This is a genomic window from Paraconexibacter sp. AEG42_29 (assembly GCF_040581415.1).
Taxonomy (GTDB): Bacteria; Actinomycetota; Thermoleophilia; order Solirubrobacterales; family Solirubrobacteraceae; genus Paraconexibacter.
Genome location: NZ_CP114014.1, coordinates 3,314,294 through 3,340,007 on the forward strand (window position 1 = coordinate 3,314,294; position 25,714 = coordinate 3,340,007).

Below are 25,714 nucleotides of genomic sequence, written 5' to 3' on the forward strand. Positions count from 1 at the left end.
TCAGACATCGCCGAGCAGCTCCTCGTGGAGGCGATGCGCGAGATCGCGCATGTCATCCCCGAGCTGCTGGACGGTGGTGAAGTCGTCGATGTAGCCGTCGAGCAGCTGGACGAGCTTGTTGCGAAGACCATCACGCAGCGTCTCGCTACGCCAGAAGTCGACCGCCGCGATCTCGGAGCGGATCAACGCGGTGGCCTTCTGCGTGGCCTCGATGATCTTCGGGTCGATCGCCGTGCCGTCGAGGCTCGCACGGAGCACGATCAGCTCGTAGAACGGGCGCTCCACCGCCGACAGGCCCGGAACGGTCGAACTCGGGGACGTGGTCGCTGCGTCTTTGAGGTCGACGAGGGCATCGAGCAGCTCGTCCCAACGGTCGGCGAGCTTCTCGATGATCTCTTCAAGCCGCTCGCTCAGCGCGATCGCCCGAGCGGGATGCTTGTCTTCGAGCACCGTCAGGTAGTCACGGATGGCGTGTTCCATCACCTGTGCCTTCGCCCGTGGCGACTTGCGCTCATCGACCTCCTTGGCGAATGCTGGATCGGTGAGATCTACCGGGGCGATCGTGGGATCGACGCCCTGCGCCTTGACGTGCTCGTCGATGAGCGCGCGGACCTTCGGCGCCGCATCGGCGAGGACCAGAGCTAGGTCGTCGTCACGGGTGAGGTTGCGCACGCGCAGGGCGATCTTGCCCAGCCGCTTGGCGTCGCCGAGGTACGCGAGCGCCTTCGGCTGCGGCAGCGTGTCGGCGAGGCTGCGAGCAAAGTCCTTGAACTTGTCGGCGAAGTCAGCCCGGAACGCAGCGTCCTCGACGAGTGCATCGACGCAAGCGTCTTCGTCGTCGAGCCCGAGCTTGCGATCGGAAAATAGGGCGAGCGCGCGGGCGTGGCGCTTCTCCAAGCGAGTCAGCTCGTCGTCGGAGTCGTTGCTCGCCCCCTTCACGGGCTTCTCGCCCCGATACAGCGCTAGCGCTGCTTCGAGCGTCGCGGCGATCCCGACGTAGTCGACGACAAACCCTCGGCTCTTGTTGTCGGCGCTTCTGTTGACGCGGGCGATCGCTTGGAGCAGCTCAGCGCCCTTCATCGCACGGTCGAGGTACATGACCTGCGCGATCGGAGCATCGAAGCCGGTGAGCAGCATCGACTTCACGCACAAGAGGGCGACGTCGCCCCCGTCGGCGCCGATCGACTTCTTGAAGCTCGTGATGCGCCCGTTGGTCTTCGTCGGGTCAGACCATTCGACGAAGCTGTCAGGAGCACCGTCTGGCGGATCGTTCTCGGCCCCGCTGATGACGGCCGCAGCCTTGATCTGCTTCAAGCGGTCGAGGTGGAGCGCCGCTCGATCCAGGAAGCCGTCGTCAGGCTTCTCCCACCGGGTCAGTGCTTCGGCGTCGCCGTCGAGCGCGACGACGAGGTCGTCGATGAGTTCGGTGAACGCCTCCTGGTAGCGGACGGCTGCGATGCGACTAGAAGCGACGACCATCGCCTTGAAGCCGTCTGGCATGGCGGTCTCTACGTAGTGGATGAGCATGTCTCGGGCCTTTGCTCGGATGATTTCGGTTGCCTCCGAAACCATGCCTTCTGTCGCGTAACGCTTCACCACCGCATCGCGTTCTTTCTGCGACAAATGTGCGAAGAAACTGCTGAACACGGCGTCGAGGCTCGTCGCGCCCTCCACAACGGCAACCGCGTGGCGTCCTTCGTACGTGATCGGGACGGTCGCCCCGTCCTCCTCGCTCTCCTTCAACGTGTACTGGTCGATGAACGGCCCGAAGATCTCCGTCGTCTTGCGCTTGTCCTCGTCGAGGATTGGCGTCCCGGTGAAGCCGATGTGCGCCGCATTCGGAAGCGCCGCGCGCAGACGCGCGTGCAGTGCGCTCGTGTGCGAGCGGTGCGCTTCGTCAGCGAGCACGACGATCTGATCGCTTGTGTTCAGCGGTTCCGGGACGGCATCGAGCAGGCCGTCTGCGCTGTCCTTGTCCGACGCCTTTTCGTCTGCTCCCCGGTACTTCTGGATCGTCGCAAAGATGAGCCCCGGTGGCTTCCGCTTCAACAGGTCGGTCAGCGTCGCCGTCTCCACCCCACCCTTCGGCGCCCTGGTCTGAGGCCGAGCGACTGACAGCGTCTCGCCGGTGAGCCTTGCGGTCCCCAAGAGCTGGCCTTCAAGGTCGCGGCGGTCGGTGATGAACACGATCTTGTGACCGCGTAGCGCTGCGGTGTTGCGCATCTTCCGGACGAGGAAAACCATCGCAAGACTCTTGCCGGAACCCTGCGTCTGCCAGATGACGCCGCCGCGCTCGTCGTGCTTGGCACCAGCCGAGATGGACTTGCCGGTTTGGAGGCGCTCCACGGCGCGGTTGACTGCGCGGAACTGCTGGTAGCGCGGGCCGATCTTGGCGACCCGATCCCCCTCGTCGTTGAAGATCACGAAGTTGCGGACGATGTCGAGCAGGTGCGCGGGTCGAAGAACCCCAGCCACGAGTGTCTGCTGGGCAGTGAGCTTGCTCGTTCCGAGTTCGGCGAGCACATTGGCCTCGGAACCCGGCTCCGTCGTACGCCAGCGGCCGTAATGACGTGGACCGGCAGTGAACGTGCCGAGGCGCGCCTGATCGCCTGAGGTGGCGATCGTGAGCTGGTTGAAGTCGAAGAGCTTCTCGATGCCCTCGCGGCTCTTGGGCTTTCGCTGATTAGCGTAGCGCCGCAGCTGGTCGATCGCCTTGACGAGCGGATCCTTGCGATGGCGGCTCTTGCACTCGATGACGACAATCGGGATGCCGTTGACGAACAGCACGACGTCGGGCAACAACCAGTCCGTTGAGCCTGGACGGTTGACGCGGAACTGGTTGACGGCGAGGAAGTCGTTCGCGGCCCAGTCATCGAAGTCGATGAAGTGCACTCGTGGATCGCGCTGCTCGCCTTGCGACGGGTCCTTGGCGATCTGGACGCCCGTGAGCAGCATCTCAGTCAGCGCACGGTTCCGGGTGAGCAGTCCAGTCGCGCCTCGAAACGCGACGAGCTTGGCAATTGCCTCGTCTGCGCGGACGGGTGTCAGCCACTTCTGTGCGTGCTCGTTGCGGTTGATCTCGATGAGCTTCGATCGCAGCCGATCACGCAACACGACCTCCGCGAACGACGAACGCTCGGACTGCGCAGCGACCCACTTGTCGCCTTCGGTGTGCTCCCAGCCCATCGTGACGAGCTGCGCGATTAGTGGCAGCTCGACATTGTCGCGCTCGTCCTGCTCAATCTTGGCAAGCGAGGTCATACGCGCACCTCTCCGGCGAGAAGGTCATCTCGGAGTCCCAACCCGACGCGGTCGTTCCCGGTCGAAGACTCGCGCGCTGCGGCAATCTGGTCATCGACGCGGTTGAGGGCCTCGCTGATGGCAAGAGCAGCACTGTCTGGATTGCCCACTGGCAGCGCGAGCAAGTTCGTTGCCGACACACGCGGCATTCGTGTGCCCTCCGAGTGCCGTTCGATCCACGAGAGTACGTCGGGCGCGCAGAGGCGGTAGTAGAGGAACTGAGCATCGACGCCGGAGCGTGGTCGGATCACGAGGATTTCTGTCGACGCAATCCCATCAAATGGCGCAAGCGCGATCTTCCTCAGGTAGGGCCGGAGCTTTCCGAACAACACGTCGCCTTCGCAGAACGGCACCTTCTGTGAAGCTACTTCCGACGAGCGCCCGTGCCCAATCAGGCCGCGCGTCTCACCAGCCAGATGCTCCATTCCGACGTACCTCGTCGAGCCACTCGTCCGGGATGGAGCCACTTGGCGTAGCTCTACTTCGGCCAGGTCGGCCAGGGTCAGAGTGCCATCGCCGTCGGTTCGCGCCAGCTCGCTGAGGAGTGCACGGCGCAGCTCGATGAGCCGCTGTCGGGTTGTGGTTCGGACGGCGGCTAGGGAGCCGTAGGCATTCAGCACCTCGACGACGGCCCGCTGCTCGTGCTCGGGCGGAAGCGCAACCGGCACGCGGCTCAGAATGCCTGTGTTGAGATTGAGCATTGTGAGCCCAACTGCGTTGTTTTCAACCCAGTCCTGCGTGGCTCGACTGGTCAAGTACGCACCGATGAACGGGCCGTATGCGGCGTCGCCAACACGAACGCGCAGACATCCGGTACCGCAAAGCCAGCCCTCCTGTTCAGGGGTGACGAGCGCGCACTTGCGCACGTCGCCTCGGCGGCTATACACGACGTCATTGGCGCGCAAGCGGTGCTTGGCGAGCCGAGCTGCGTCTCGCTCGCGCACCTGCGCGATCGCGGAGGTGTCGATCAGGCCGTCGACGATGTCCTGGGGCATCACGACGGGCACGCCGTGACGGACGTAGTCACGTGCGTGCAGCTGGCTTCCGAACGGACCCGTCTGGATCTCGCCCCCACCAGCGGCACATAGCGCGCCCAGTGTGGTCTTCTGCCAGCCCTCAGGCGTCATAGCCGAGGCCCTCGAGTAGAGAGTCCAGCTCTGCGCGCGCGTCAGCTTCGTGCTGCTCCATTGCTCGCAGCCCGTCGCGGTAGCGGTCCCACAGGGTTTCGATTGCCTCGATCTGCGGCTCCACATGCCGCACGAGCCGCTCATCGACCTCGGCCGCAAGCGGCGCCAGCAGTAGCGACAACACGACTTCGTTGATCTCGTCGGCGGCAAGGGACGCGTGCGCCTTGGCAAACTCGTCGGACAGCCCCGTGCGTGCTTCCTTGAGCACCTTGTTCGCCTCAGTCAGTGCCTTCTTGTCTGCCTTGTACGGCGCGAGTGTGGTGTCGACATGGTCCTTGGCTGCGGCGAGTGGCTCGATGAGCTGAGTCAGGGCGGCTTCTCGCGCGACGAGCGCGTCTGTGGCCGCTCCGGCGTCGGCTTCGGACTTGATCGAGCCGGAGACCTTCGCCGAGCCGTTGAGCATCTTCTGCTCGGCGGCGAGCGGCTTGATTTGGTCCTTGAGGTTCTTCACTTCAACTTCGAGGCGTTTGGCGTAGTGCGGTCCGTCCTCCTCGGCTTCGCCGTCGTCGTCGCGCTCCTCGAACTCCTTGATCTGCGCCTTCAACGTCGTCGCCTGCTCAGAAAGCTCGGTCAGTGAGTCGAGGTGGTCGCCGATCAGTGCTCGAAGCAGCCGCGCGGTGAAGTCGGCATCAGAGCTGAGATCGACAGCCTTCATCGCCTTGTCGTCGGCGAGTACATCGAGCGCGCTCGTGACCCAACTTTCGAGCAATCCGGCAGGGTCACGCTCCGCGAGCGTGACCAAGTCGTAACGAAGCTCCTTATGCCAGCTCGCTAGCGCCCCGGCGATGTCAAAGCGATCGAGGCTGCCGAGCGGTGCGAGGTGGTCGAACAGGGAGGTCAACAACGTCTTGCGCATCTCGACTAGTCCCGCGCGCCCATCGACACCGAGGACGCCCTCGTGCTGATGGCCCCACCAAGCGTCTACCGCGTCGCGCAACTCTTGCTTGCGCGCGATCACGCCGTCGTTCGTCTCGATTGCAGGCCGAAGATCAGGTCGTGCGGCGAGGTTCTCGACGAACTGGGCGCGCTCGCTGCCGTCGCGCACGAACAGGGTGTCGAGTTCAAGCCCGATGCGTGCCGCATCCGGCGCGAGCGCGTTGATGTCAGCGACTGGAACGCCGCCGTGCAACAGACCGCGCACGTCGAGCCGTGCCGGTTCGGGCGCGCTGTCGATGTACTGCCGGACGTTGAGGTTGCAGTCGTTGGCCACGATGTCAGCGAGATCGGCAACCCGCGCAAACCGCTCGACGTCCTTGAACTCGCGGAACGTCGTGGCGATCTTGGCGACGTGGTCGGGACGCAGGTAATTCTGCGCCCGGCCAGCCTCGAACTCGCGCTCGGCATTGATGAACAGGACCTTGCCCTTGCGTTCGGCAGGCTTCTCGCCCGCTCGACGAAGCACGAGGATGCAGGCCGGGATGCCGGTGCCGTAGAAGAGGTTGGGGCCGACGCTGATGACGGCCTCGAAGACGTCCTTGTCCTCGGCGAGCATCTCCTTACGGATCGCGCCCTCGGCGCCACCACGGAAGAGGACGCCCTGCGGCATGACCGTGGCGACCATGCCGTGCGGCCGAAGCACCGAGAGCATGTGCTGGGCGAACATGAAGTCGGCCTTCTTGCTGTCCGGCGGCGTCTGGCCGAACGCGAACCGTTCGGGGAACGGATGGTTAGCGGCGTACTTCTGCGAGAACGGCGGGTTGGTGATAACCCGGTCGTACGTGAGCAGCTCCCCCTGGTCGTCGAGGTGCTTGGGCTCGCCGATCGTGTCGCCGTTCTCGATCGAGGCGTCCGCGATCCCGTGGAGGATCATGTTCATGCGGCTAATCGCCCAGGTGCCGCCGTTCTCCTCCTGGCCGTACAAGCGGAGGTTGGCTGCGTCGCCACCTTGCTCCTCGACCCAGCGACGGCTCTCGATCAGCATGCCGCCTGAGCCACAGCACGGGTCGTAGATGCGCATGCCCTCAGTCGGGTCGAGGATCTGCACGAGCAGATTGACGACGTCGCGCGGTGTGTAGAACTCACCGCCCTTCTTGCCTGCCGAGTCAGCGAAGTCTTTGACGAGGTACTCGTAAGCGGCGCCAAGAAGGTCGGGGAACTCGAAGTCCTCGTCGAGCAACCGGTACCGGTCGAAGTGCCGGACGAGGTCTGTGAGCTTCTGGTCCGACAGCGTGGTCTGGCCGACCTTGCGCGTGAAGTCAATGTGCGCGAGCACTCCTTCGAGCGCCGCCTGGTTGCTCTCTTCTAGCGCGCCCAGCGCGATGTTCAGACGTTCGCCCATCGTCTTGCCCTCACCGGTGTCGTCGGAGAGCTGCGCGCGGCCGACGAGGTATTCCCATCGCGCGCGCTCAGGGACGAAGAAGGCGCCATCGGTGTACATCGCGGGGCTGTCGGCGCGGAGCGCAGCGTCGGCGTCACTGCGACCGAGGCCCGTCTGCTGGTCGATGATGCGCTGACGCTGCTGGTCGAAGACGTCCGATGCGCGCTTCATGAACAGCATCCCGAAGATGTACTCCTTGAACTCGGAGGCATCCATCGAGCCGCGCAGGATGTCGGCAGCGGCAAAAAGGTGCCGTTCCAGCTTCGGGAGGGTGAGGATCACGATGTTCTTGCCTTGGGCCACGCGCCGAATGTGCCTCACGCGCGGCGTTCGACGCTGATTTCTGGTCTCAGTTGAGAGGGCGCCAGCCTATGTGCTCAGGGTGTCGCGCGAGGGACCGGAGTTCTGACGTCCCCGGGCGATCGAACGCCTACTTCGCCTTCGGCCCGTATTCGGCGGCGTCGGCCGCCGAAAAGCTGTCGAACAGCTCTTTCGACCAGCCGACCGTTACGAGCCGACCGGTGGTCTTGCGCTCCGTCCAGTACGTCCCATCCAGTTCAAGAGCGGGGACTGTGGCGATCTTCATCTCAGCCTTCCCCCGGTGGCTTGGGTTCTCGTGGTCGTACTCCGTGGCGGCGCTTCGATAGTCCCAGGCCAGACGGTAAGTGTCGTCCTCACTCAATATCGCGGCGCGCTCGCTATCAGAGGAAGAGATGTCGAAGTACATGCGAACACTGACCTTTGCGAAAGTCTGGCGGACCACCAGGTAGCAGCGCTTGACCTTGGCCTGGCTGTCGCGGTCCGTGTAGTGAAGGTCCGTCGCCCAGGTCCCGCGCACGTCAGGGCGCTGGCGCACCTTTGCTGGCACCCGACGCCATACGAAGCGGTCGAAGAGCCATAGGAGCCCGACGACAGCCGCTAGGACGCCGCCTGCCGGTTTCAACCACGTCGCGTTGAAGGTCTCCCCGAGGACCCAAAGCGCACCGAACCAGAGCAGTGCTCCGAGCACGAGCACGGCGCGCGTCCACGTCGAGGTCGGCATCTACCCGTCGAACCCCACGTAGTTCCACGCGGCGTCAGCGAAGGCATGGAGGTCCCGCCAGGTCCAGGGCTGCTGCGCATGGAAGAGGTACTTGATCCCGTTCGCTTCGAGCCAGTCGTCCGACGTGACACAAGCATCGCTCCGGGTCTCGTTGAAGATGTGTGCCAGCGCGCCCTGCGTGCGTCCCGTCCAGGTAACCGGATCAGTGAGTTTGTTGTCCGGGACGTTCCAGACAGCCGACTCGATGAGAAAGGACGGGACCTCTCCGATCTCACCCCGGTCAACCATCTCGTTCTCCAAGTGCTTCAAGATGCGGACGACACGCTTGTAGCGCCTCGAACAGCGGTCGTTCTTGCGTACGCCTTCGTCGAGGTGCTGTTTCGGATAGTTGACGATCTGTTTGCTCGGGTTCGAGTCGTCAAGCAGGCGGATACCGACGTTCTTGTGCGTCCTGCTCGTCCAGATCTTGTGCTCGACGCACGGGACCACGTCGGCCTTCAAGCCTCGCGTGGTCTCCCGGATGTGGATCGCCTTGTTACCGCGATCGACCGGTCCGGCGCCGAAATGACTGATGAGCGCAAGCTCGACGTCATTCTTGAACTCGGAGAGCGTCGCGTCGCCGGTGTACGGGATGAGCCCGAGATCCTGGATCGTCAAGCCCTCGGCGCTGTGGGTGAAGGTATTGCCGCTGAACGTCGACAGCTCTACCGCGATGTCGACGTCGCTGTCTCGGACCACGTTGGTGAAGTTGGGATAGGAGCCCTTCGCGTAGACCGAGAACGAGTACTTGTCGAGCCAAGATGCGCGGAGCGCTTCCCGGATGGCATTGCGCGTGTTCTCGTAGCGCGTCTGCTCTGAGTCGCTCGCCCTGCCTGTCCATCCTGAGAAGGTGCTTTCCCAATCACGTGCCACGTGTCCAGGGTACGTCTCGACCCGGCGGCATCGCAGGCTTCTCGCCACCACTCACCGTCGTGTGCAGTTTCCGTGGGGGCAGGTGTGCAGTTCGCTCGGCACCCCGCGAATAACCCCCGTCGTAGCGGGCGCTACGAGTTCGTCAAACGCTCCACGACGAGCACGCGCTGCTGCGGCGCGCGGACGTCCGCGGGTGCTGGGCTGACCTCGGTCACGCGGACCATTCTCGCGCATGAGTCGAGGTTCGACGTTGTGGGCTGCCCCGCGCGCGCTTACGATTGTCGGATGCGCCACCTTCTCCGCCGGCCCGTGCTTGCGCTCGTGCCGTTCCTCCTCGCCGTCAGCGTCGCCGGCGTGTCCCAGGCCGACCACATCATCGGCACCTCGTGCGGAGGCGCCGCCAAGTGCGCCGGGCACGAGTTCTGGCCGAAGATGACCCTGGACGACGTGCAGAAGACGCCCGAGCGCGGCACGAACACGCTGCGCGGCAAGGCGGGCACGCACAACGACGAGCTGCTCGGCTGGCACGGCTCGGACACCCTGCTCGGTGGCGACGGCGACGACGTGCTCTGGGCGGACCACATCGGCACGAACCAGCCGAAGGGCCAGGTGGACGTCCTCAGCGGCGGCAACGGCAACGACTTCCTCTACTCGGCGGCAGGCCGGAACACGATGACGGGCGGCCCCGGCAACGACGCGATCAAGGCCCGCTACGGGCGTGGCACCGTCAACTGCGGCCCCGGGCGCGACATCGTGCACCTGCCCAAGTCGCGCCGCAAGAACTGGAAGTTCTCGAACTGCGAGAAGTACGAGTACCGCAGCGAGTCCGCGACCGGCCAGGGCCTCAAGACCCTGCCGTAACCGCTGTCCTCGCCGCGCCCGTCAGCTCCAGCCGGGCTGGCGGGCGGCGAGCTCAATCGCCTGGCGGACGGACTTCGCCTTGTTGACGGACTCCTCGTACTCGTAGTCCGGGCGGGCGTCCGCGACCGTGCCGCCACCCGCCTGGATGTGCGCCTGGCCGTCCTTCATCACGACGGTGCGGATGTGGATGCAGGTGTCGAGGTCGCCGCTGTAGGCCAGGTAGCCGATCGCGCCGCCGTAGCCCCCGCGCTTGATCGGCTCGACCTCGTCGATGATCTGCATCGCGCGGACCTTGGGCGCGCCGGACAGCGTCCCCGCCGGCAGGACCGAGCGCAGGGCGTCCATCGCGCTGACGTCGGGGCGCAGCTGCCCGGAGACGTTGGAGACGATGTGCATGACCGTCGAGTACATCTCGACGCCCATCAGCTGGTCGACCGCGACCGTGCCGTACTCGCAGACGCGGCCGAGGTCGTTGCGGCCGAGGTCGACGAGCATCACGTGCTCGGCGCGCTCCTTCTCGTCGGCGAGCAGGCCTGCGGCGATCTCGGTGTCCTCCGCCGGCGTGGTGCCGCGCGGGCGGGTGCCGGCGATGGGCCGGGTAGAGACGGTCCGGCCGGAGACGGTCAGCAGCGGCTCCGGTGAGGCGCCGGCGACCTGGAAGTCCAGGAAGTCGAGGAAGTACATGTAGGGCGACGGGTTCACGACCCGCAGTCCGCGGTAGATGCTGAACGGGTCGATGTCCGTCAGCGCCGCGCTCCAGCGCTGCGACGGGACGACCTGGAACGCGTCGCCGGCGTAGATGTACTCGATGATCTTCGAGACGTTGGCCTCGAACTGCGCGCGGTCCATGTTGGAGGTGAACTGCGGCGCGGCGCGGTCCGGGGCGTGCGCCGGCGGGACCGGGACGGGCCCGGCGAGGACCGCGCGCGTGCGCTCGACCGTGGCGAGCGCGTCGGCGTAGGCGGCATCCACGTCCCCCGGCTGCTCAGCGTAGACGTTCACGAGGATCGTGACCGTGTGCTTGAGGTGGTCGAAGATCACCAGCACGTCGGAGAGCATCAGCGCCATGTCGGGCAGGCCGACGGCGTCCGGGTTCGGGGCGCCGAGCGTCGTCTCCACCGTGCGGACGAGGTCGTAGCCGAAGAACCCGACAGCGCCGCCGGAGAACGGCGGCAGGTCGTCGAGGGGGGCCTGGCGGAACCGGGCGACCTCCTCGGCCGCGAGCGCGTAGGGGTCGCCGCCGTCCCCCAGCGACCAGCGGACGACCGCTTTCGGCCGCACCCCGATGAACGAGTAGCGCCCGACCTTCTGGCCCTGCTCGGCGCTCTCCAGGAGAAACGCGGGCGTCCCCGACTCCTCGGCGGCGCGCAGCTTCAGGAAGGCGCTGACCGGCGTCTCGCAGTCATCGATGAACGAGTGCCGCAGCGGCACCATGTTGTAGTCGGCGGCGAGGGCGCGGACCTCGTCGACCGACGGCGTGACGGCGGGCGGCGGGGGCGGCGGACTAGCGGCTGCGCTCATCGAGCACCGCCTCCACGTCGGCGAGCGTCCGGCCGCGGCCGTGCAGCAGCACCAGCAGGTGGTAGATGACGTCCGCCGCCTCGTTGTCCACGCGGTCGTCGGTCTCCTCACGGGCGGCGCGGGTGACCTCCTCGGCCTCCTCCCGGACCTTCTCCCCGACGAGGGCGGGGTCGTCGAGTAGCTGCACCGTGTAGGAGCCCTCGGGCCGCTCGGCCTTGCGGGCGGCGAGCGTCCGCTCGAGCGCGGGCAGGACCTCGTGCGGGGCGGGCGGCGTCAGGTCACCGGTGAAGAAGCACGTCCGCTCGCCCGTGTGGCAGGCCGGGCCGGCGGGCTCGACGAGCGCCAGCAGGGCGTCGCCGTCGCAGTCGACCCGCAGCGCCTTGACCTTCTGGGTGTTCCCCGACGTCGCGCCCTTGTGCCAGAGCTCGTTCCGCGAGCGGCTCCAGAGGTGCAGCTCGCCCGTCTCGAGCGTCTTCGCGACCGCCTCGGCGTTGGTGTAGGCGAGCGTCAGGACCTCCCCCGTGTTCCAGTCCTGGATGACGCACGGGGCCAGCCCCTGCTCGTCGAACGCGATCTTCATTGCGGGGCAGTCTACGTCCGGCGGCCCGCGGCGGACGGGCGGGCGGGCGGGTCTCCCTGCTCAGGCGGCTGCACGCTGCAGCTGCCCGCGGACCGTGTGCGCCGGGCCGGGACGGCCGAGCAGGAAGCCCTGCGCAAGCGGGCAGCCGAGGCCGACGAGCTGCTCGCGCTGGCTCTCGGTCTCCACGCCTTCCGCGACAGCCTGCAGGTTCAGCGCGCCGGCGAGCGCGACGACGGCGCTCAGGACGGCGGCCGAGGCCGGGTCGGCCGGCACGCGGGCGAGGAACGAGCGGTCGATCTTGAGCATGTCGACCGGGAGGCCGACCAGCCGTGACAGCGAGGAGTGCCCGGCGCCGAAGTCGTCGATCGCGATCCGCACGCCCGTGTCGTGCAGGTCGCGCAGCAGCGGGCGGACCTGCCCGGGGTCCTGCATCGCCGTGGACTCGGTGATCTCCATGACGACGGTCGCCGGGTCGATGTGATGGTCGGCGAGGCGCGTCGCGACGCGGTCGGCGAAGCGCGGGTTGCGCAGCTCCCGCGGGGACAGGTTCACGTGGACCGTGGGCTCGAACCCGTCGTCCTGGCGCCAGCGGACCCGTTGCCTGACCACGAGGTCGAGGACCAGCTCGCCCAGGCGGTCGATGATGCCGGCCTGCTCGGCGAGGGCCACGAACGCGTCCGGCATGACGAGGCCGCGAACGGGATCCTGCCAGCGGACGAGCGCCTCCAGCGCCTCGAGCCGGCGGGTCGCCGGGTCGACGATCGGCTGCCAGTGCAGGACGAGCTGCTCCTCGGCGATGGCGTGGCGCAGGCGGCTGGTCAGCGAGAGGCGCTGGCGCGGCTCGCCGCGGTCCGCGTCGAAGAGGCGGACCTGGTCGTGCCCTTCCCGCTTGGCCTGGTACATGGCGGCGTCGGCGTGGCGCAGCAGGCTCTCGGCGTCGAACGCGTCGGCCGGCAGCAGGCTGATGCCCACGCTGCCGGTGACGTGGACCTCCATCCCGGCGAGGACGAACGGGACCGCGAGGGCGTCCAGCACCCCGCGGCCGGCGGCCTTCGCGTCCTCGGCGGCCGTCGCCGGGTCCAGGTCACCGAGCAGGACGAGGAACTCGTCGCCGCCGTGGCGCGCGAGGACGTCGGCGTCGCGGACCCGCGCCCGCAGGCGCTGCGCGACCTCGACCAGCAGGCGGTCGCCGGCGCTGTGACCGAGCGAGTCGTTGACGAGCTTGAAGTCGTCCAGGTCCAGGTAGAGGAGGCCGACGGCGTGGCCGGCCCGCGCGGCACGGGCGAGCGCCAGCTCGAGGTGCTCGCCGAACAGCCGGCGGTTCGGCAGGTCGGTGACGGGGTCGTGGTTCGCCAGGTGCGCGATCTGCGCGGCCGCGGCCCGGCGCTCGGTCACGTCGGTGCCCGAGGAGACCGTCCCGATGACCTCGCCGTGTTCGTCGCGCATGACGCGGTGGGTCCAGGCGACGGTCCGGGCACCGTCCGTCCGCACCAGCCGCCACTCGGTCGACGGCGGCATGTGCCCGGTGTCCATCGCGGCGGCGAAGACCGTGCGGGCCTCGGCAAGGTCGTCGCCGTCGAGCACGGTCCCGAGGAAGTCCCGTCCCTGCAGCGTCCCCTCGGGATGGCCGGCGAGCTTGTAGCCGGAGCGGTTGAGCAGCTCGACCCGGCCCGCTCGGTCCAGCACGACGATCGCGGCCCCGGCGACCTCGAGGTAGCGGCGTGCGCTCTCGCGTTCGGCGTCGAGCTCGTCGCGGATCAGATGCATCGGGGTGACGTCCATCAGCACGCCCTGCGTGTGCGTCGGAGCGCCGTCCGCGTCGGTGATGATCGCGTCGCGCTCCCAGACGATCACCTCGTGGCCGTCGCGGTGGACCATCCGGAACTCGCAGTCGAACGGCGTGCGGGACTCGAACGTCCTGAGCTCCTCGCGGCGCACGCGGTCCAGGTCGTCCGGGTGCACGCAGGCGTACCAGAGCGCCGGGTCGCGGAGGAACGCATCCGGCGTGTAGCCGAGCAGCTCCTCGATCTGGGGCGAGACGTACTTGAGGGTCGCGCCGGCGTCGAACTCCGCGACGTAGGTGACGGCCGGGATCTGCTCGACCAGGCCGCGCCAGAGCGCGCCCGGACCCGGCTCGGGGAACGGCAGGGCGCGGTCGGGAGCGGCGCTGGGCGGTGGGATCTGGTGCATGCGGAGCCGGCGGGTGGCCGCGGCCGCGCCGGTGGGAAGCACGGACCTTGCGGGGTTATCGGCACTGGATGGTCCGCGCTGTAGCCAGGCGGATCCCGCGTTCCCGGCCTATCGAGTGGTTCAGGCCGGCCGGGCACCGGCGAGCGCGGCGCGCGCCAGGCACAGTGGGCGCGGCGTCGCCCGGTGCCCGATGACGTCGAAGTCGATCGCCTCGACGCGGTCCAGGACGCGTCCGTAGACGCTGCAGGCGACCCGGATGCCGGGACGGACGCGGCGGGGGACCTCGGCCTCGATCGCCGCTGCCTGGGCGAACAGCGAGCGGGCGCGGTGCACCTCGGTGGCGACGCGCTCCCGCAGCGACGGCGTGGCGACCGCGAGGCGCAGCGTCTCCTCGTCGAGCCCGGGCAGGTAGACGCGGTCCAGCAGCCAGTCCTCGCGGACGTCGCGGATGAAGTTCGTGAGCTGGAAGGCCACGCCGAGCTGGGCCAGTGGCTCGACGGCGTCGGGGCCGGCGTCGAGCAGCGGCGCCATCAGGCGCCCGACCGTCGCGGCGCTGCCGTCCATGTAGCGGTCGAGCGCGGCGGCGTCGCCGATCCGCACGTGGTCGTCGCAGTCGACCCGCATCGACTCCATGTACCGGCCGAGCAGGTGCAGCGGCAGCGCGTGCCGCGGGCCGGCATGGACGAGCGCGGCGAGGACCGGATGCGGGGGCCGGTCGCCGGTCAGCCCGTGCTCGAGCGCGCGCTGCCAGCCGTCGAGCTCGGCGCGGCGCTGATCGGGGTGGGCGGCCCTGTGCCGGCCGTCGACGATCTCGTCCGCCCCGCGCAGGAACCCGTACAGCGCGTGCACCGCAGGCTGCCGTCGACGAGGGAGCCGCGCTGTCGCGACGAAGAACGTGGGATCATGCCGCCGCTGGAGGCGGCGACAACGGCGGTAGGCGGCAACAGTCGCCGGGTCGGTGTCCTTCAGGTCATCCACCTCGTGAGTGACTACGTATTCCCGCGACGGTACGGATGATGCGACTTCTCGACAAATCTCTGATTCTGGTCACCGGCAAGGGCGGGGTGGGCAAGTCCACGGTCGCTGCGGCGCTCGGCCGCGCCGCGGTCGCCGCCGGCCACCGGACGATGGTATGCGAGGTCTCCTCGCAGGCCCGGATGGCCACGCTGCTGGGCGGTGCGGACGCCGGGACGGGCGCGGTCGGCGAGGAGCGCGAGCTCGAGCCGGGGCTGTGGACGGTGACCATCGATCCAGATGATGCCCTGAAGGCCTGGCTCGCAAATCAACTCGGCTCACGGCCGCTCGTCAACATCCTCACGCGGTCCAACCTGTTCTCGTACTTCGTGGCCGCTGCGCCCGGCGCGCGCGAGCTCGTGACGATGACCCGGGTATGGGAGATGGCGCAGGTCAAGCGCTGGGACAAGCGCTCGCAGCGGTACGACGTGGTGATCGCGGACCTGCCGGCCAGCGGGCACGCCCTCGGCATGATGCGCGCCCCCAAGACGTTCCTCGACATCGCGCGGATCGGGCCGATCGCATCGCAGGCCGGCCAGGTGACCAAGTCGCTCGCCGACCCGGGGCAGGCGGCGATCGTCGCGGTCACCCTGCCCGGCGAGCTCCCGGTCTCCGAAACCCTGGAGCTCGAGGGCAGGACCGTCGCCGCGCTCGGCCGCGGCCTGGATCTGATCGTCGCCAACGACGTCTTCACCAAGCGCTGGACGGCGGCGGACGCCGGGGCGCTGGCCGACGGCGGGGCGGTCGAGGGGCGGATCGCCGGGGCCGCGGCCCGCGAGGCGGCGCGCACCGCGGTCCAGCAGCGGCAGCTGCGACGGCTGCGGGACGGGGCGACGGTGCCGGTGCTCGCGCTGGGGCACCTGACGGCGCCGTCGCTGGGCCCGCCGCAGATCACGGAGCTGTCCGAGCAGCTGGCGGGCAAGCTCGCGAAGCTCTGACGAGCCTCGTTCCCGCCCTGCGCTGAAAGGGCTGTTGTGGTCGGTGGAGCTGACGCCGCGGGCCTGGTGGTCGGGAGGTCGGTGGCGCTGACGCCGAGGACCGTCCTGGTCGTGGCGGCTTTGCGAACTGCGGGCTGCAGACGGCGGTGAGCGCCGGGAGGCTGCGGGGTCTCGGGTACGGGGCGTGGAGCGGGCGGCTGGCCGGACGGGACGAGTGGCGGTCGCGGGGGTCCGCGGAGAATTCGGCGGGGCATACCCCCCAAACCTTCCGCGGGTGCGGGGGACGGCCGGGCGGCAGCCTCCCCTCGGAGGATTCGGCGGGGCATACCCCCCAAACCTTCCGCGCGTCCGGGGCACGTCCGGACTGCGTAGCTCCCGGACGTCCGCACGCGCCTTGCTCCCGCTCGCTGCCGCCAGGGACCGCCCGCGGAACCGCAGCTCGCACGGACGGCGGCCGGGTGTCGGGCGGGCCGCCCGCTGACAGGTCTTGCACTCCATGGTGGGCAGAAGCTGTCGGCGGCGCGGTCCTCGGAGGCGTCAGTCGATGCCCAGGCGGTCCAGGAGGCGGTCGTCGCCCCTCCAGCCGCGCCGGACGCGGACGCTGAGGTCCAGGTGCACCTGCGTGCCGACCTCGCGCTGCAGCTCCTTGCGGGCCGCGGTGCCGATCGCCTTGATCATCTTGCCCTGGGACCCGATCAGGATGCCCTTCTGGGACTCGGTCTCCACCCAGACGAGGGCGCGGATGCGAGTGAGGTCGTCGTGGACGGCCTCGACGTCGTCGATCATGACCTCGACCGAGTGCGGCACCTCCTGGAAGGTGCGGCGCAGGACCTGCTCGCGGACGAGCTCGGCCAGGAGGACGTTCTCGGACTGGTCGGAGTTGTCGGCGATCGGGAAGAAGAACGGGCTGAGCGGGACCAGGCCGCGCAGGTGCTCGGTGAGCGCGACGACGCCGCTGCCGGTCTTGGCGCTGATCGGGAAGATGTCGTCCCCGACCTCGAGGCCCGACGCGGCCATCAGGGCGGTCAGCGTGCCGGCCTTGTCGAGGCGGTCGACCTTGTTGACCGCGACGACGACGGGGACCTTGGCACGGGCCAGCGCGCCGGCGATGAAGCGATCGCCGGGGCCGATGCCCTCTTCCGCGTTGACGATCATGAGCGCGGCGTCGGAGTCGCGCAGCTCGGACTCCACGCGGCGCTGCATCCGGGTCGTGAGAGCGTCCCGGGGACGCTGGACGCCGGGCAGGTCGACGAGGATCAGCTGGGTGTCGGTGCTCGTGGCCACCCCGCGGATCGCGCGGCGGGTGGTCTGCGGCTTGTCGGAGACGATCGCGATCTTGTGGCCGACGATGGAGTTGATCAGCGTCGACTTCCCGACGTTCGGCCGGCCGGCGAGGGCGACGAAGCCGGCCCGTGTTGCGACCGGGGAGCCCGGGATCAGCGCTGCGTCGTGCTTCACCACGAGAGGATCTCGGCCTGGAGCGCGAGCATCTCGCCGTCGTCGGTCTCGTGGTCCATGCCGGTCAGGTGCAGCGCGCCGTGGACGATCGCCTCGCGGAGATCCTCGGTGTGGGCCGGGCAGATGACGATGTCGCCGAGCTCGCGTGGCCCGAAGGTGTCGCCGTCCTCGTCGATGCCGAACGACAGCACGTCGGTCGGGCCCTCCTTGCCGCGGTACTGCGCGTTCAGCTCCGCGATGCGCTCGGCGACCACGAACTCGACGGCCAGGTGCCCGTCGTCGACCCCGGCGGACGCGAGGGCCAGGCCGACGAGACGCTGGACCTCTGCCTCGGGCGGGACGCCGGGCGCGAGCTGCGGATGGATGACTTCGACCTCGATCATGCGTGCCTCCATCCTGACAGCCTCCGATCGGCTGCCCCTCCGCGGGGTCGGGACGTCAGGCCCGGCGGTGGGTGCCTGCTGCAGGCCGGAGCTCCGGCGCGCTGCGCTCGGCGTGCTCCCCGTACGCCTCCACGATCCGCTGGACGAGCCGGTGCCGGACCACGTCCCCGCCGCCGAAGCGGACGAAGTCGATCTCCTCGACCTCCTTCAGGATCTCCCCGACGACCACGAGGCCGGACTGCTGCTCACGCGGGAGGTCGACCTGCGTCACGTCGCCGGTGACCACCATGCGGGAGTTGAAGCCCAGGCGGGTCAGGAACATCTTCATCTGCTCGGGCGTGGTGTTCTGCGCCTCGTCGAGGATGATGAACGAGTCGTTGAGGGTCCGGCCGCGCATGAACGCCAGCGGAGCGACCTCGATGACGCCCTTCTCGAGGTGGGCGACCACCTTCTCGGGGTCCATCATGTCGTGGAGCGCGTCGAACAGCGGCCGCAGGTACGGGTCGATCTTCGCCATCAGGTCGCCGGGCAGGAAGCCCAGGCGCTCGCCCGCCTCGACGGCGGGGCGCGTCAGGATGATGCGGCTGACCTCGCGGCGGTTGAGGGCCGCGGCAGCCGCGGCGACCGCGAGGAACGTCTTGCCCGTGCCGGCCGGGCCGACCCCGAACGTGATCGTGTTCTTGCGGATCGAATCCACGTAGCGCTTCTGCTGGACGCTCTTCGGGACGACCTTCGTCGACCGGTGGCGCCAGACGACGTCGTCAAGCACCTCGGAGGGCGAGGTGTGCTGCGCGAGCGCGCCCGTCACGGTCCGGATCAGGCCCTCGTCGACGGCGTGTCCCTGCGCCACGAGCGACGCGAGCTCGCGGACGATGATCGACGCGCCGGCGACGGACTCGGCGTCGCCGTCGAGCGTGATCAGGTTGCCACGGACGTAGAGCGAGCACCCCACGTGCGACTCGAGGGCTCGGAGCGTCGTGTCCGTACTGCCCGTGAGGGCGGCGGCGACTTCGTTTGAGACCTCGATCTGGCGGCGCACGGTGGGAAGAATCAGCTCCTCAGAAGCTCGTTGACAAGAGCAGACACGCGCTTGCCGTCGGCGCGTCCTGCGATCTGCGGCATGGCGGCCTTCATGACCGCTCCCATCTCCTTCGGGGATGTCGCACCGGTCTGCGTGACGGCGGCCTGCACGATGGCGCGCAGCTCGTCGTCCCCCAGCTCGGCGGGCAGGTAGCCCTCGATGATCCGCGCCTCGGCCTCCTCGGCGTCGGCGAGCTCGGTCCGGCCGTTGTCGCGGAACGCGGCGGCGGCTTCCACCCGTCGCTTGCGTTCGCGGCGCAGGACCGCCTGCTCGTCGTCGTTGCCGTCCTTCGCTGCCTTCTGCAGCTCGGAGAGCACGAGCCTGAGCGCCCCGACGCGATCTTTGTCCCCCGCCTTCATGGCGGTGGTCACGTCGGCCTTGACCGTCTCCTCCAGCGTCATCCGCGACGGACTCTAGCGCCGCGTCAGACGGAACCCGCCGGCACGGCCGGATCGGGCCCGGCCAGCCCCTCCACGGGACCGGTCGACGGCGACGCGGGGTTCGAGTCCGCGCTCGCGAGTCCCTCGGGATGGCCGAGCTGCCCGAGCTCGGACGTGTCGCGGCCGAAGACGAGGCCGACGTTCCAGTCGACGAGCAGGCGGAGCTTGCGCTTGGTGCCGGGCATCATCGCCAGGTGGTAGGTCCGTGCGAGCCACCACGCCGGGGCCCCGCGCCAGCGCAGGCCCATCGTCGAGGCCACCGCCCGGCCGCGGCCCATGTCGACGAAGACGCCCTTGGTCTTGAAGGTGAACGGCCTGACCTTGCCCGTCCCGAGGGTGGCGGCGACGTTGCGGGCGACGAGCCGGCCCTGCCGGATGGCGTGCTGCGCGGTCGGCGGCGTGGGGCGCTGCAGCTTCTGCGCCGGATCGGGCACTGCGGCCGCATCGCCGATCGCCCAGACGTTGTCCGTGCCGGCGACGCGCATGGTGCGGTCGACCTCGATCCGCCCGCCCGTGTCGGTCGGCAGCCCGAGCTTCGCGATCACCGGCTGCGGCCGCACCCCGGCCGTCCAGACGACGGTACGCGTGGGGACGACCTCGCCACCCGAGAGCGTCGCCGTGGTCGCGGTGACGGCGTCGAGCGTGGTCGACGTGCGGATGTCGATCCCCCGGGATCGGAGCTCGCGCATCGAGAAGTCGGCCAGCGGCGCCGGGATCTCCGGCATCACGCGCTCCTGGGCCTCCACGAGGATGAAGCGGATCCCCGACGTGGCGCAGCGCGGGTAGAGCCCGATGACGTCGGCGGCGAAGTCCTGCAGCTCGGCGAGGCCTTCGAGGCCGGCGTATCCGGCGCCGACGAAGACGTAGGTGAGCCAGGCGGCGCGCTCGGCCGGGTCGGTCATGCGCTCGGCGATCTCGAACGTCCGCAGGAGGCGGTTGCGCAGCGCGATCGCCTCGGGGAGCGACTTGAAGCCGACGGCGTGCTCGGCGAGCCCGGGCACGGGCAGGGTCCGCGACACCGATCCCAGGGCGACGATCAGCTGGTCGTACGTCAGCTCCTCGACGCTGTCGGTCTCGGGTGAGCTGACGCTGATCACGTTGCGGGAGGGGTCCGCCCCGACCACGCGGCCGAGGCGCAGGTCGGTCCGGCGCAGCTCCTCGCGCAGTGGGACGACCACGTGGCGGGGCTCCAGCGTGCCGGCCGCCGCCCCGGGCAGCAGCGGCGTGTACAACATGAAGTTCGTGTCGGTGACGAGCGTGACGCGGGCGGCCTGGGGTGCGAGCGTCTTCTCGAGGGTTCGCGCGGCGTGGAAGCCGCCGAAGCCACCACCCGCGATGACGATGTGCCAGGACATGCGGTCGAGTGTCCTCGCTTACAGGCGAAGAGACCAACCGCACAAACCTGTCACAAAGTCGGCGCCACCTTCGCGGTGGCCGCCGGCGCACCAGCCGCGTCGAGCAGGTGCCGGGTCAGGAACTCGACCTGATCGGCCCGCGCCTCGAGGCTCGAGTAGATGTCGAAGTGACCGATCGGGTAGGACTTGAGCTCGCCGCGGGGCGCGCGCTCGGCCGCCTTGCGCGCCGGCGCCGGCGGGGTCGTCTGGTCCTTGTCGCAGGCGCAGATCAGCAGCGGCATGGCCAGCTTGCCCGTCCCGCCGGCCGGGTTCTCGGTGCCGATGTGAAGCATCACGCGAGCCGCGACCTCGTTGCGCCACTTGGACTGCGGGCTGACGATGCCGGTGAAGCCCGGCAGCGCCTCGGGCGCGGTCATGACGGCGTAGGTCCCGGGGTCGCCGGCCGCGGTCAGCAGGACGGGCGGACGGCCGAGGAGCGCGCCGGCCTGGTCGCGCATCGCGTCCGCCGTCGCCCGCAGCAGGTTCAGCTTCGGGGCGCTCTTGACGATCGTCAGGCCGTCCGTGAACGGCGCCTGGGCGACGACGGCCGCCACGGCCGGGTCCTCCTGGGCGAGCGACATGACGTGGCCACCGGAGAACGAGGACCCCCAGAGCGCGATGCGCGCGCCGTCGATGCCGTCGAGCCCGCGGGCGTAGCCGACGGCGGCGCGGTAGTCGGCCCGCTGCCTGCCGATGTCGAGCAGCTGGCGCGGCTCCCCCGTCGAGTCGCCGAAGTGGCGGTAGTCGAAGACGAGCGCCGCCAGGCCGGCCGCCTGGAACGCCTCCGCGTACGGCGCGAGGCCCTCCTCGCGGGTCGCGCTGAAGCCGTGGGCCATGACGACGCACGGCACGTCGGCGTCAGCGCCTTCCGGCCGGTAGAGCCAGGCGGCGAGGGAGTCGTCGCCGGAGGGGATCGTCACGTCGGTGCGGTCGGACATACGGCGACCCTAACGCGGACGTGCGGTCCGGCGCCGCCGCTCGGTCCGCGTGCGGCCCGCCGACCCGCTGGCGGCTACCGCGGCCGGTTCGCCGTGGGCGCCGCGGTGGCGGCGACGTCGACCTCCAGGAGCAGGTGCCCGGGCCCGGCCCCGTCGAGCACGGCCGGGCTGACGTGGGCCGCGACGCCGACGAGCAGACCGCGAGCGTGCATGTAGAACGTCTGGACGTCCGCCGTGTCGAGCGCGCCGCTGCGGAGCTGCCGCGCCAGCTCGCGGTGCGCGCGCATGTTGTCCGAGTCGATGATCGACGGCCAACCCGCGCCGAGGAGGTCGGGCTCGGCGTAGCCGAGCAGATCGCAGAAGCCCGCATCCAGGCGCTTGAAGCAGCCGTCGGGTCCGACGACGGCGAAGGCGCGGCCCGGGGCCGACGGCAGCTCGATGGCGCTTGCGACTGCCGCCGCCGGGACAGCGGCGGCCGGCACGGACGGGACCGCGAACGGGCGGATCCGCGTGGCGGCGGCGTCGATGTCGCCGGCGTTGGCCGCGCGGGCACGCGCTCGCGCTCCCGCCGGGGCGGGCGCCGGCACCGGCTCCGGACGCTCGGGGACCTCGACCCCCGCCTCGGCGGCGAGCTGCCTGTGGCGGCTCCAGACGTCGTCCCGCTCGGCGCGGGCGGCGTCGAGCTGGCCGCGGACGGCCTCGAGCTGGGCCCGGGCGGTCTGCAGGGCGACCTTCAGGCCGTCGACGTCGCTGCCCAGCCGGGCGCTCGTCGCCGCGGCCTCCTCCGCCCCGGCGCGCGCCTGCTCGAGCGCCGCGCGGGTGCGGGCCTCGCCGTCACGGGCCTCGGCGGTCTCCGCGCGAGCGTCGTCCCGCTCGGCGTGCGCGGCGCCGATCTGCGTCCCGGACCGTGCCAGCGCGGCAAGCGCCTGCTCGAGCTCGGTGTGGACGTGGTCGACGGTCCCCCGGTGGTCGTCCGCCTGAGCGCGGGCCGCGTCGGCCGCGACCCGGACGGCCCGGAGCTCCGCGGCGCCGCGCGCGGCCTCGGCCCGCGCAGCGTCGCGCTCGGCCAGCAGCGCGGCGGCGCGGGTCCGGGCATCGTCGGCTGCGCCGCGGGCCTGGTCGCGCTCGGCGGCTGCGGCCTGCGCGTCAGCCTGGGCCTGCGCGAGCTGGGCGGCGGACTGCGCGGCGCGCGAGCCGGCCTGCGCCAGCGCCTCGGTGGCGGCCGCTGCTTCCGCCCGGGCCTCACGGATCTGGGCGTCGGCGGCGGCCAGGCCCGATGTCCTGTGCGCGGTGTCGGCCTGGGCTGCTGCCAGGGCAGCGTCGCGCTCCCGGCGCGCGGTGTCGGCGTCCGCCTGTGCCTGCCGCGCGGCAGCGCCGGCGTGCTCGGCGGCGGTTCGCGCGGCTGCGGCCTCCGCATGGGCCACTTGGAGCGCCGCGCGCGCCCTGTCGCCTTCCGCGGACGCCGACAGGGCAGCTGCCTCCGCGGTCGCGCGCTGCTCGTGCACGCGCTCGAGCTCGGACTGGGCGTGCGCGGCGAGCGTCTGCGCCGCCTGCAGCTGCACGCTGAGGTCGGCGTCGCCGCTCTGCCGCTGGGCACCGGTGGCGCCTGCCGCCGCGAGCCTCTCCTGGGACCGCTCGAGCTCGTAGCGGACGGCCACCTCGGCGGCACGGGCGCTCGCAGCGACGTCGTCGGCTGCCGCCGCAGCCGCCTGCGCCTGCTGGAGCTGGGACGTGGCGGTGGCGTGCGCGGCGCGGGACCGGGCGAGCGCCGTGGCGGACTCCGCCTCGGCGGCGCGGGCGCTGTCCAGACCGGCCGCCGCCGCGGCCTCGGTGGCGCGCGACTGCTCGAGCGCCGTCGCCGTGGCCGCGGCGTCCGACCGTGCCCGGTCCAGCTCGGCGGCGACCAGCGTGCCACGGCGCTGCGCCTCGGCGAGGGCCGTGTCCGTCCGTGCCTGCGCCTCCCGTGCCTGCGCCAGGTCCGCCGTCAGCGTCGCAGTGATGGTCCGGGCCCGTTCGAGCTCGCCGCGCGACTGGTCCTCGGCGACCCGGAGCTGCTCGAGCGCGGCGCGGGCCTGCGCCAGCTCCTGCCGGGCCTGCGCCGCCTCCGCCGCGGCGCTGTCGGCCGTGCTGTCGCGTCGCCCGGCCTGTTCGGCGGCGGCGCGCGCCCGCTCGGCCTCGCGGGTGAGCTCGTCCAGGGCCACCTGCCGGCTGCGGGCCGCGGCCTCTGCGGCGGCGCGGGCCTGGCGCTCGTGCTCGAGGTCGGCGCCCAGCGCGTCCCGTTGTGCCGTGGCCTGCGTGGTCGCGGCCTTCACGGCGTCGTGCTCGGCGAGCACGCGGTCCAGCTCGGACCGCAGCGCGTCGCGGTCGGCCTCGAGGGACATCAGTCGTGCGGTGAGGGCGGCCCGCGCGTCGTCCGCCTCACGCGCCGCGGCCTCCATGGCCGAGCGTGACTCGTCGGCCGCCGCGAGCCGCCCCTCCAGCGCGGCCTGCTCGGTCGCCGCCGCCGCGAGCTCGGCCTCGGCGAGGGCACGGGCCTGGACGGCGACCTGCAGCTCGGCTTGGCGGTCGCGCGTCGCGGCGAGGGCGGCGGCGAGCTCCTGCCGCAGGGCGTCGCCCGCCGCACCTGCCGCGGCCAGGTCCCGAGCGAGCCCCTCCCCCGTTGCGGTCGCCGCCGCAAGCTCAGCCCGTCCGGCATCGCGCTCGCGGCCGAGCGATTCGGCGGCCGTGCGCTGCCGGTCGAGCTCCGCCTGCAGCGCTGCGGCGCGGTCCGTCGTGCCCGTCCCGGCGGCCCTCGCGTCGGCCAGGGCGCGGACCGCATCCTCGCGGGCGGCTTCGACCCGCGCGAGCTGCCGACCACGGTCTGCGTCCGCCGCCTGCAGCGCGTCCCGCTCGCGCAGCGCCCCGGCGTGGGCCGCGCCCAGGGCCGCATGCTCAGCCGTCGCCTCCGCGAGCCGTCGACCCAGACCGTCCCGTTCGTCGCTCAGTGCGGTCAGGGCCGCCTGCAGCTCCTCGCTGCGGCGCTCGCCGGCCTCGCGGGTCAGGCGGAGCGCGTCGCGCTCGGCGACGGCAGCGGTGAGCGCGGCGTCGAGCTCGTCGCGGCGCGCGGCGGCCAGCTCGTGCTGCGTCGCGAGCGCGGCGCTCCGTGCGGTGGCCTCGTCCAGCGTGGCGCGCAGCGCCCCCAGGGACGCTGTGGCCGCGTCCTTCTGCTCCTGCAGCGTGGCGGCGTCCGCCTCCAGCGTCGTGAGGCGCAGCCGGGCCGCGTCGAGCGACTCGGCGAGCGCCTGCTGGCCGCGGCGAGCGTCGTCACGGGCAGCGATGATCCCGTCGCGCTCGGCGAGGATCTGCTGGCGCGCCTGCTCGACGGCGTCGCGGGCACGGACGGCCTCCTCCGCCCGTTGTGCCGCCGCGTTGCGCTCGCGGGCGGCGGCATCGCGCTCCTCGGCCGCGGCGTCACGCTCGCGGGCCACCAGCGCGGCGGCGGCCTCGGCCTGGTCCAGACGCCCGCGCAGCTCGCGCGCGTGCTCGACGAGCTCGTCCAGCGCGCCCGCGTCGAGCGGCGCGTCCTCCGCGAGGAGGTCGACCGGCCCCTCGCCCTCCACGCCCGTGTCCTCCGCGCGTCGCAGCCGCCGCTCCCGGACGCCGGCGCGGTCGAGGGTCGTCCCGGCCGGCGGGCGCAGCACGACGAGGATCCCGGCCAGCCGGACGTCGGGCTCCAGCGTCTGGTCCGCGAGCACCTGATCGATCGCGAGCCCGTGCTGGCTGCGGAGGGCGGCGAGCGTCCAGCCCTCCGGGTCCCGGATCCCGAGGTCGCCGAGCAACGCCGTGACCTCCCAGCCCAGCGACAGCGGCACGGCGACGACGCGCGCCCGCAACGACGGGCCGTCGTCCAGCGCGACGTCGAACGTCCGGTCCGGCCCCTGCAGCGCCCGCTCGAAGGCGGCCTTCGCGGGCAGCAGGAGCAGGTCGGTGAGCGGGAGGCCGACGGCGTCGATCGCGGCGATCCCGACCCGGGCGGCGATGTCGGCACCGCACTCGCGCACGCTCCCGTCCCCGGCCGCGACCAGGTAGGCGCCGTCGGCGACGGCGAGCAGCAGCTGCTCCTCGTCGGACGTCGGGAGCGGCTCCAGCGCGACGTCGTCCATGCCCGACCATCGGCAG

The 25,714-nt window shown here is 70.7% G+C and carries 18 protein-coding genes; 2 read left to right on the plus strand and 16 right to left on the minus strand.

Translation table 11 applies throughout. From position 1 onward, the window contains the following. The 5 genes from DSM112329_RS16135 to DSM112329_RS16155 form a co-directional block, all read right to left on the minus strand. Positions 1–3,261 carry an HsdR family type I site-specific deoxyribonuclease gene (locus tag DSM112329_RS16135; protein WP_354697578.1) on the minus strand — a complete coding sequence of 1,087 codons (3,261 nt, stop codon included), beginning with the start codon at positions 3,259–3,261 and terminating at the stop codon, positions 1–3. Continuing rightward, the gene (locus tag DSM112329_RS16140) at positions 3,258–4,427 is read right to left on the minus strand and encodes a restriction endonuclease subunit S (protein ID WP_354697579.1); all 1,170 of its coding nucleotides are present in this window, start codon (positions 4,425–4,427) and stop codon (positions 3,258–3,260) included. The genes DSM112329_RS16135 and DSM112329_RS16140 overlap by 4 nt, the downstream gene beginning before the upstream one ends. Next, entirely contained in the window at positions 4,417–7,107 is a 2,691-nt protein-coding gene (locus DSM112329_RS16145; RefSeq protein WP_354697580.1) for a class I SAM-dependent DNA methyltransferase, read from the minus strand. Before DSM112329_RS16145 ends, DSM112329_RS16140 begins: the two co-directional genes overlap by 11 nt. 127 nt (positions 7,108–7,234) lie before the next feature. Next, a complete protein-coding gene (locus DSM112329_RS16150) occupies positions 7,235–7,846 on the minus strand; it encodes a hypothetical protein (protein ID WP_354697581.1) in 612 nt (203 codons plus the stop codon). Beyond that, complete coding sequence (locus DSM112329_RS16155; RefSeq protein ID WP_354697582.1) at positions 7,847–8,758, minus strand: nucleotidyltransferase; 912 nt, start codon at positions 8,756–8,758, stop codon at positions 7,847–7,849. It lies immediately after the preceding gene. A gap of 285 nt (positions 8,759–9,043) precedes the next feature. Between DSM112329_RS16155 and DSM112329_RS16160 the strand changes: the two genes are divergently transcribed. Continuing rightward, entirely contained in the window at positions 9,044–9,619 is a 576-nt protein-coding gene (locus DSM112329_RS16160) for a calcium-binding protein (RefSeq protein ID WP_354697583.1), read from the plus strand. Between the two features lie 21 nt (positions 9,620–9,640). Here the strand turns inward: DSM112329_RS16160 and trpE are convergent, their stop codons facing one another. From trpE to DSM112329_RS16180, 4 genes are all read right to left on the minus strand, one after another. After that, the gene (trpE, locus tag DSM112329_RS16165; protein ID WP_354697584.1) at positions 9,641–11,140 is read right to left on the minus strand and encodes an anthranilate synthase component I; all 1,500 of its coding nucleotides are present in this window, start codon (positions 11,138–11,140) and stop codon (positions 9,641–9,643) included. Beyond that, entirely contained in the window at positions 11,124–11,720 is a 597-nt protein-coding gene (gene hisIE / locus DSM112329_RS16170; protein ID WP_354697585.1) for a bifunctional phosphoribosyl-AMP cyclohydrolase/phosphoribosyl-ATP diphosphatase HisIE, read from the minus strand. Before hisIE ends, trpE begins: the two co-directional genes overlap by 17 nt. Positions 11,721–11,780: 60 nt before the next feature. Next, positions 11,781–13,952, minus strand: coding sequence for an EAL domain-containing protein (locus tag DSM112329_RS16175; RefSeq protein ID WP_354697586.1), 2,172 nt, complete (start codon positions 13,950–13,952; stop codon positions 11,781–11,783). A 78-nt stretch (positions 13,953–14,030) separates the two neighbouring features. Further along, positions 14,031–14,888 carry a phytoene/squalene synthase family protein gene (locus DSM112329_RS16180; RefSeq protein WP_354697587.1) on the minus strand — a complete coding sequence of 286 codons (858 nt, stop codon included), beginning with the start codon at positions 14,886–14,888 and terminating at the stop codon, positions 14,031–14,033. Positions 14,889–14,926: 38 nt separating this feature from the next. Between DSM112329_RS16180 and DSM112329_RS16185 the strand changes: the two genes are divergently transcribed. Beyond that, on the plus strand, positions 14,927–15,862 hold the full coding sequence (locus DSM112329_RS16185) for an ArsA-related P-loop ATPase (protein WP_354697588.1): 936 nt from the start codon (positions 14,927–14,929) through the stop codon (positions 15,860–15,862). Positions 15,863–16,399: 537 nt separating this feature from the next. On the opposite strand, the gene era is transcribed toward DSM112329_RS16185, so the two are convergent. The 7 genes from era to DSM112329_RS16220 form a co-directional block, all read right to left on the minus strand. After that, positions 16,400–17,320 carry a GTPase Era gene (gene era, locus DSM112329_RS16190; protein ID WP_354697589.1) on the minus strand — a complete coding sequence of 307 codons (921 nt, stop codon included), beginning with the start codon at positions 17,318–17,320 and terminating at the stop codon, positions 16,400–16,402. Then, entirely contained in the window at positions 17,317–17,703 is a 387-nt protein-coding gene (gene ybeY / locus DSM112329_RS16195; protein WP_354697590.1) for an rRNA maturation RNase YbeY, read from the minus strand. Before ybeY ends, era begins: the two co-directional genes overlap by 4 nt. 55 nt (positions 17,704–17,758) lie before the next feature. Then, a complete protein-coding gene (locus DSM112329_RS16200; protein ID WP_354697591.1) occupies positions 17,759–18,742 on the minus strand; it encodes a PhoH family protein in 984 nt (327 codons plus the stop codon). Between the two features lie 11 nt (positions 18,743–18,753). Further along, complete coding sequence (locus tag DSM112329_RS16205; RefSeq protein ID WP_354697592.1) at positions 18,754–19,185, minus strand: GatB/YqeY domain-containing protein; 432 nt, start codon at positions 19,183–19,185, stop codon at positions 18,754–18,756. A 23-nt stretch (positions 19,186–19,208) separates the two neighbouring features. Beyond that, entirely contained in the window at positions 19,209–20,579 is a 1,371-nt protein-coding gene (locus DSM112329_RS16210) for an NAD(P)/FAD-dependent oxidoreductase (RefSeq protein ID WP_354697593.1), read from the minus strand. Between the two features lie 50 nt (positions 20,580–20,629). Next, positions 20,630–21,556 carry an alpha/beta hydrolase gene (locus DSM112329_RS16215; protein WP_354697594.1) on the minus strand — a complete coding sequence of 309 codons (927 nt, stop codon included), beginning with the start codon at positions 21,554–21,556 and terminating at the stop codon, positions 20,630–20,632. Between the two features lie 74 nt (positions 21,557–21,630). Further along, positions 21,631–25,698 carry a hypothetical protein gene (locus tag DSM112329_RS16220; protein ID WP_354697595.1) on the minus strand — a complete coding sequence of 1,356 codons (4,068 nt, stop codon included), beginning with the start codon at positions 25,696–25,698 and terminating at the stop codon, positions 21,631–21,633. Positions 25,699–25,714 lie beyond the last annotated feature (16 nt).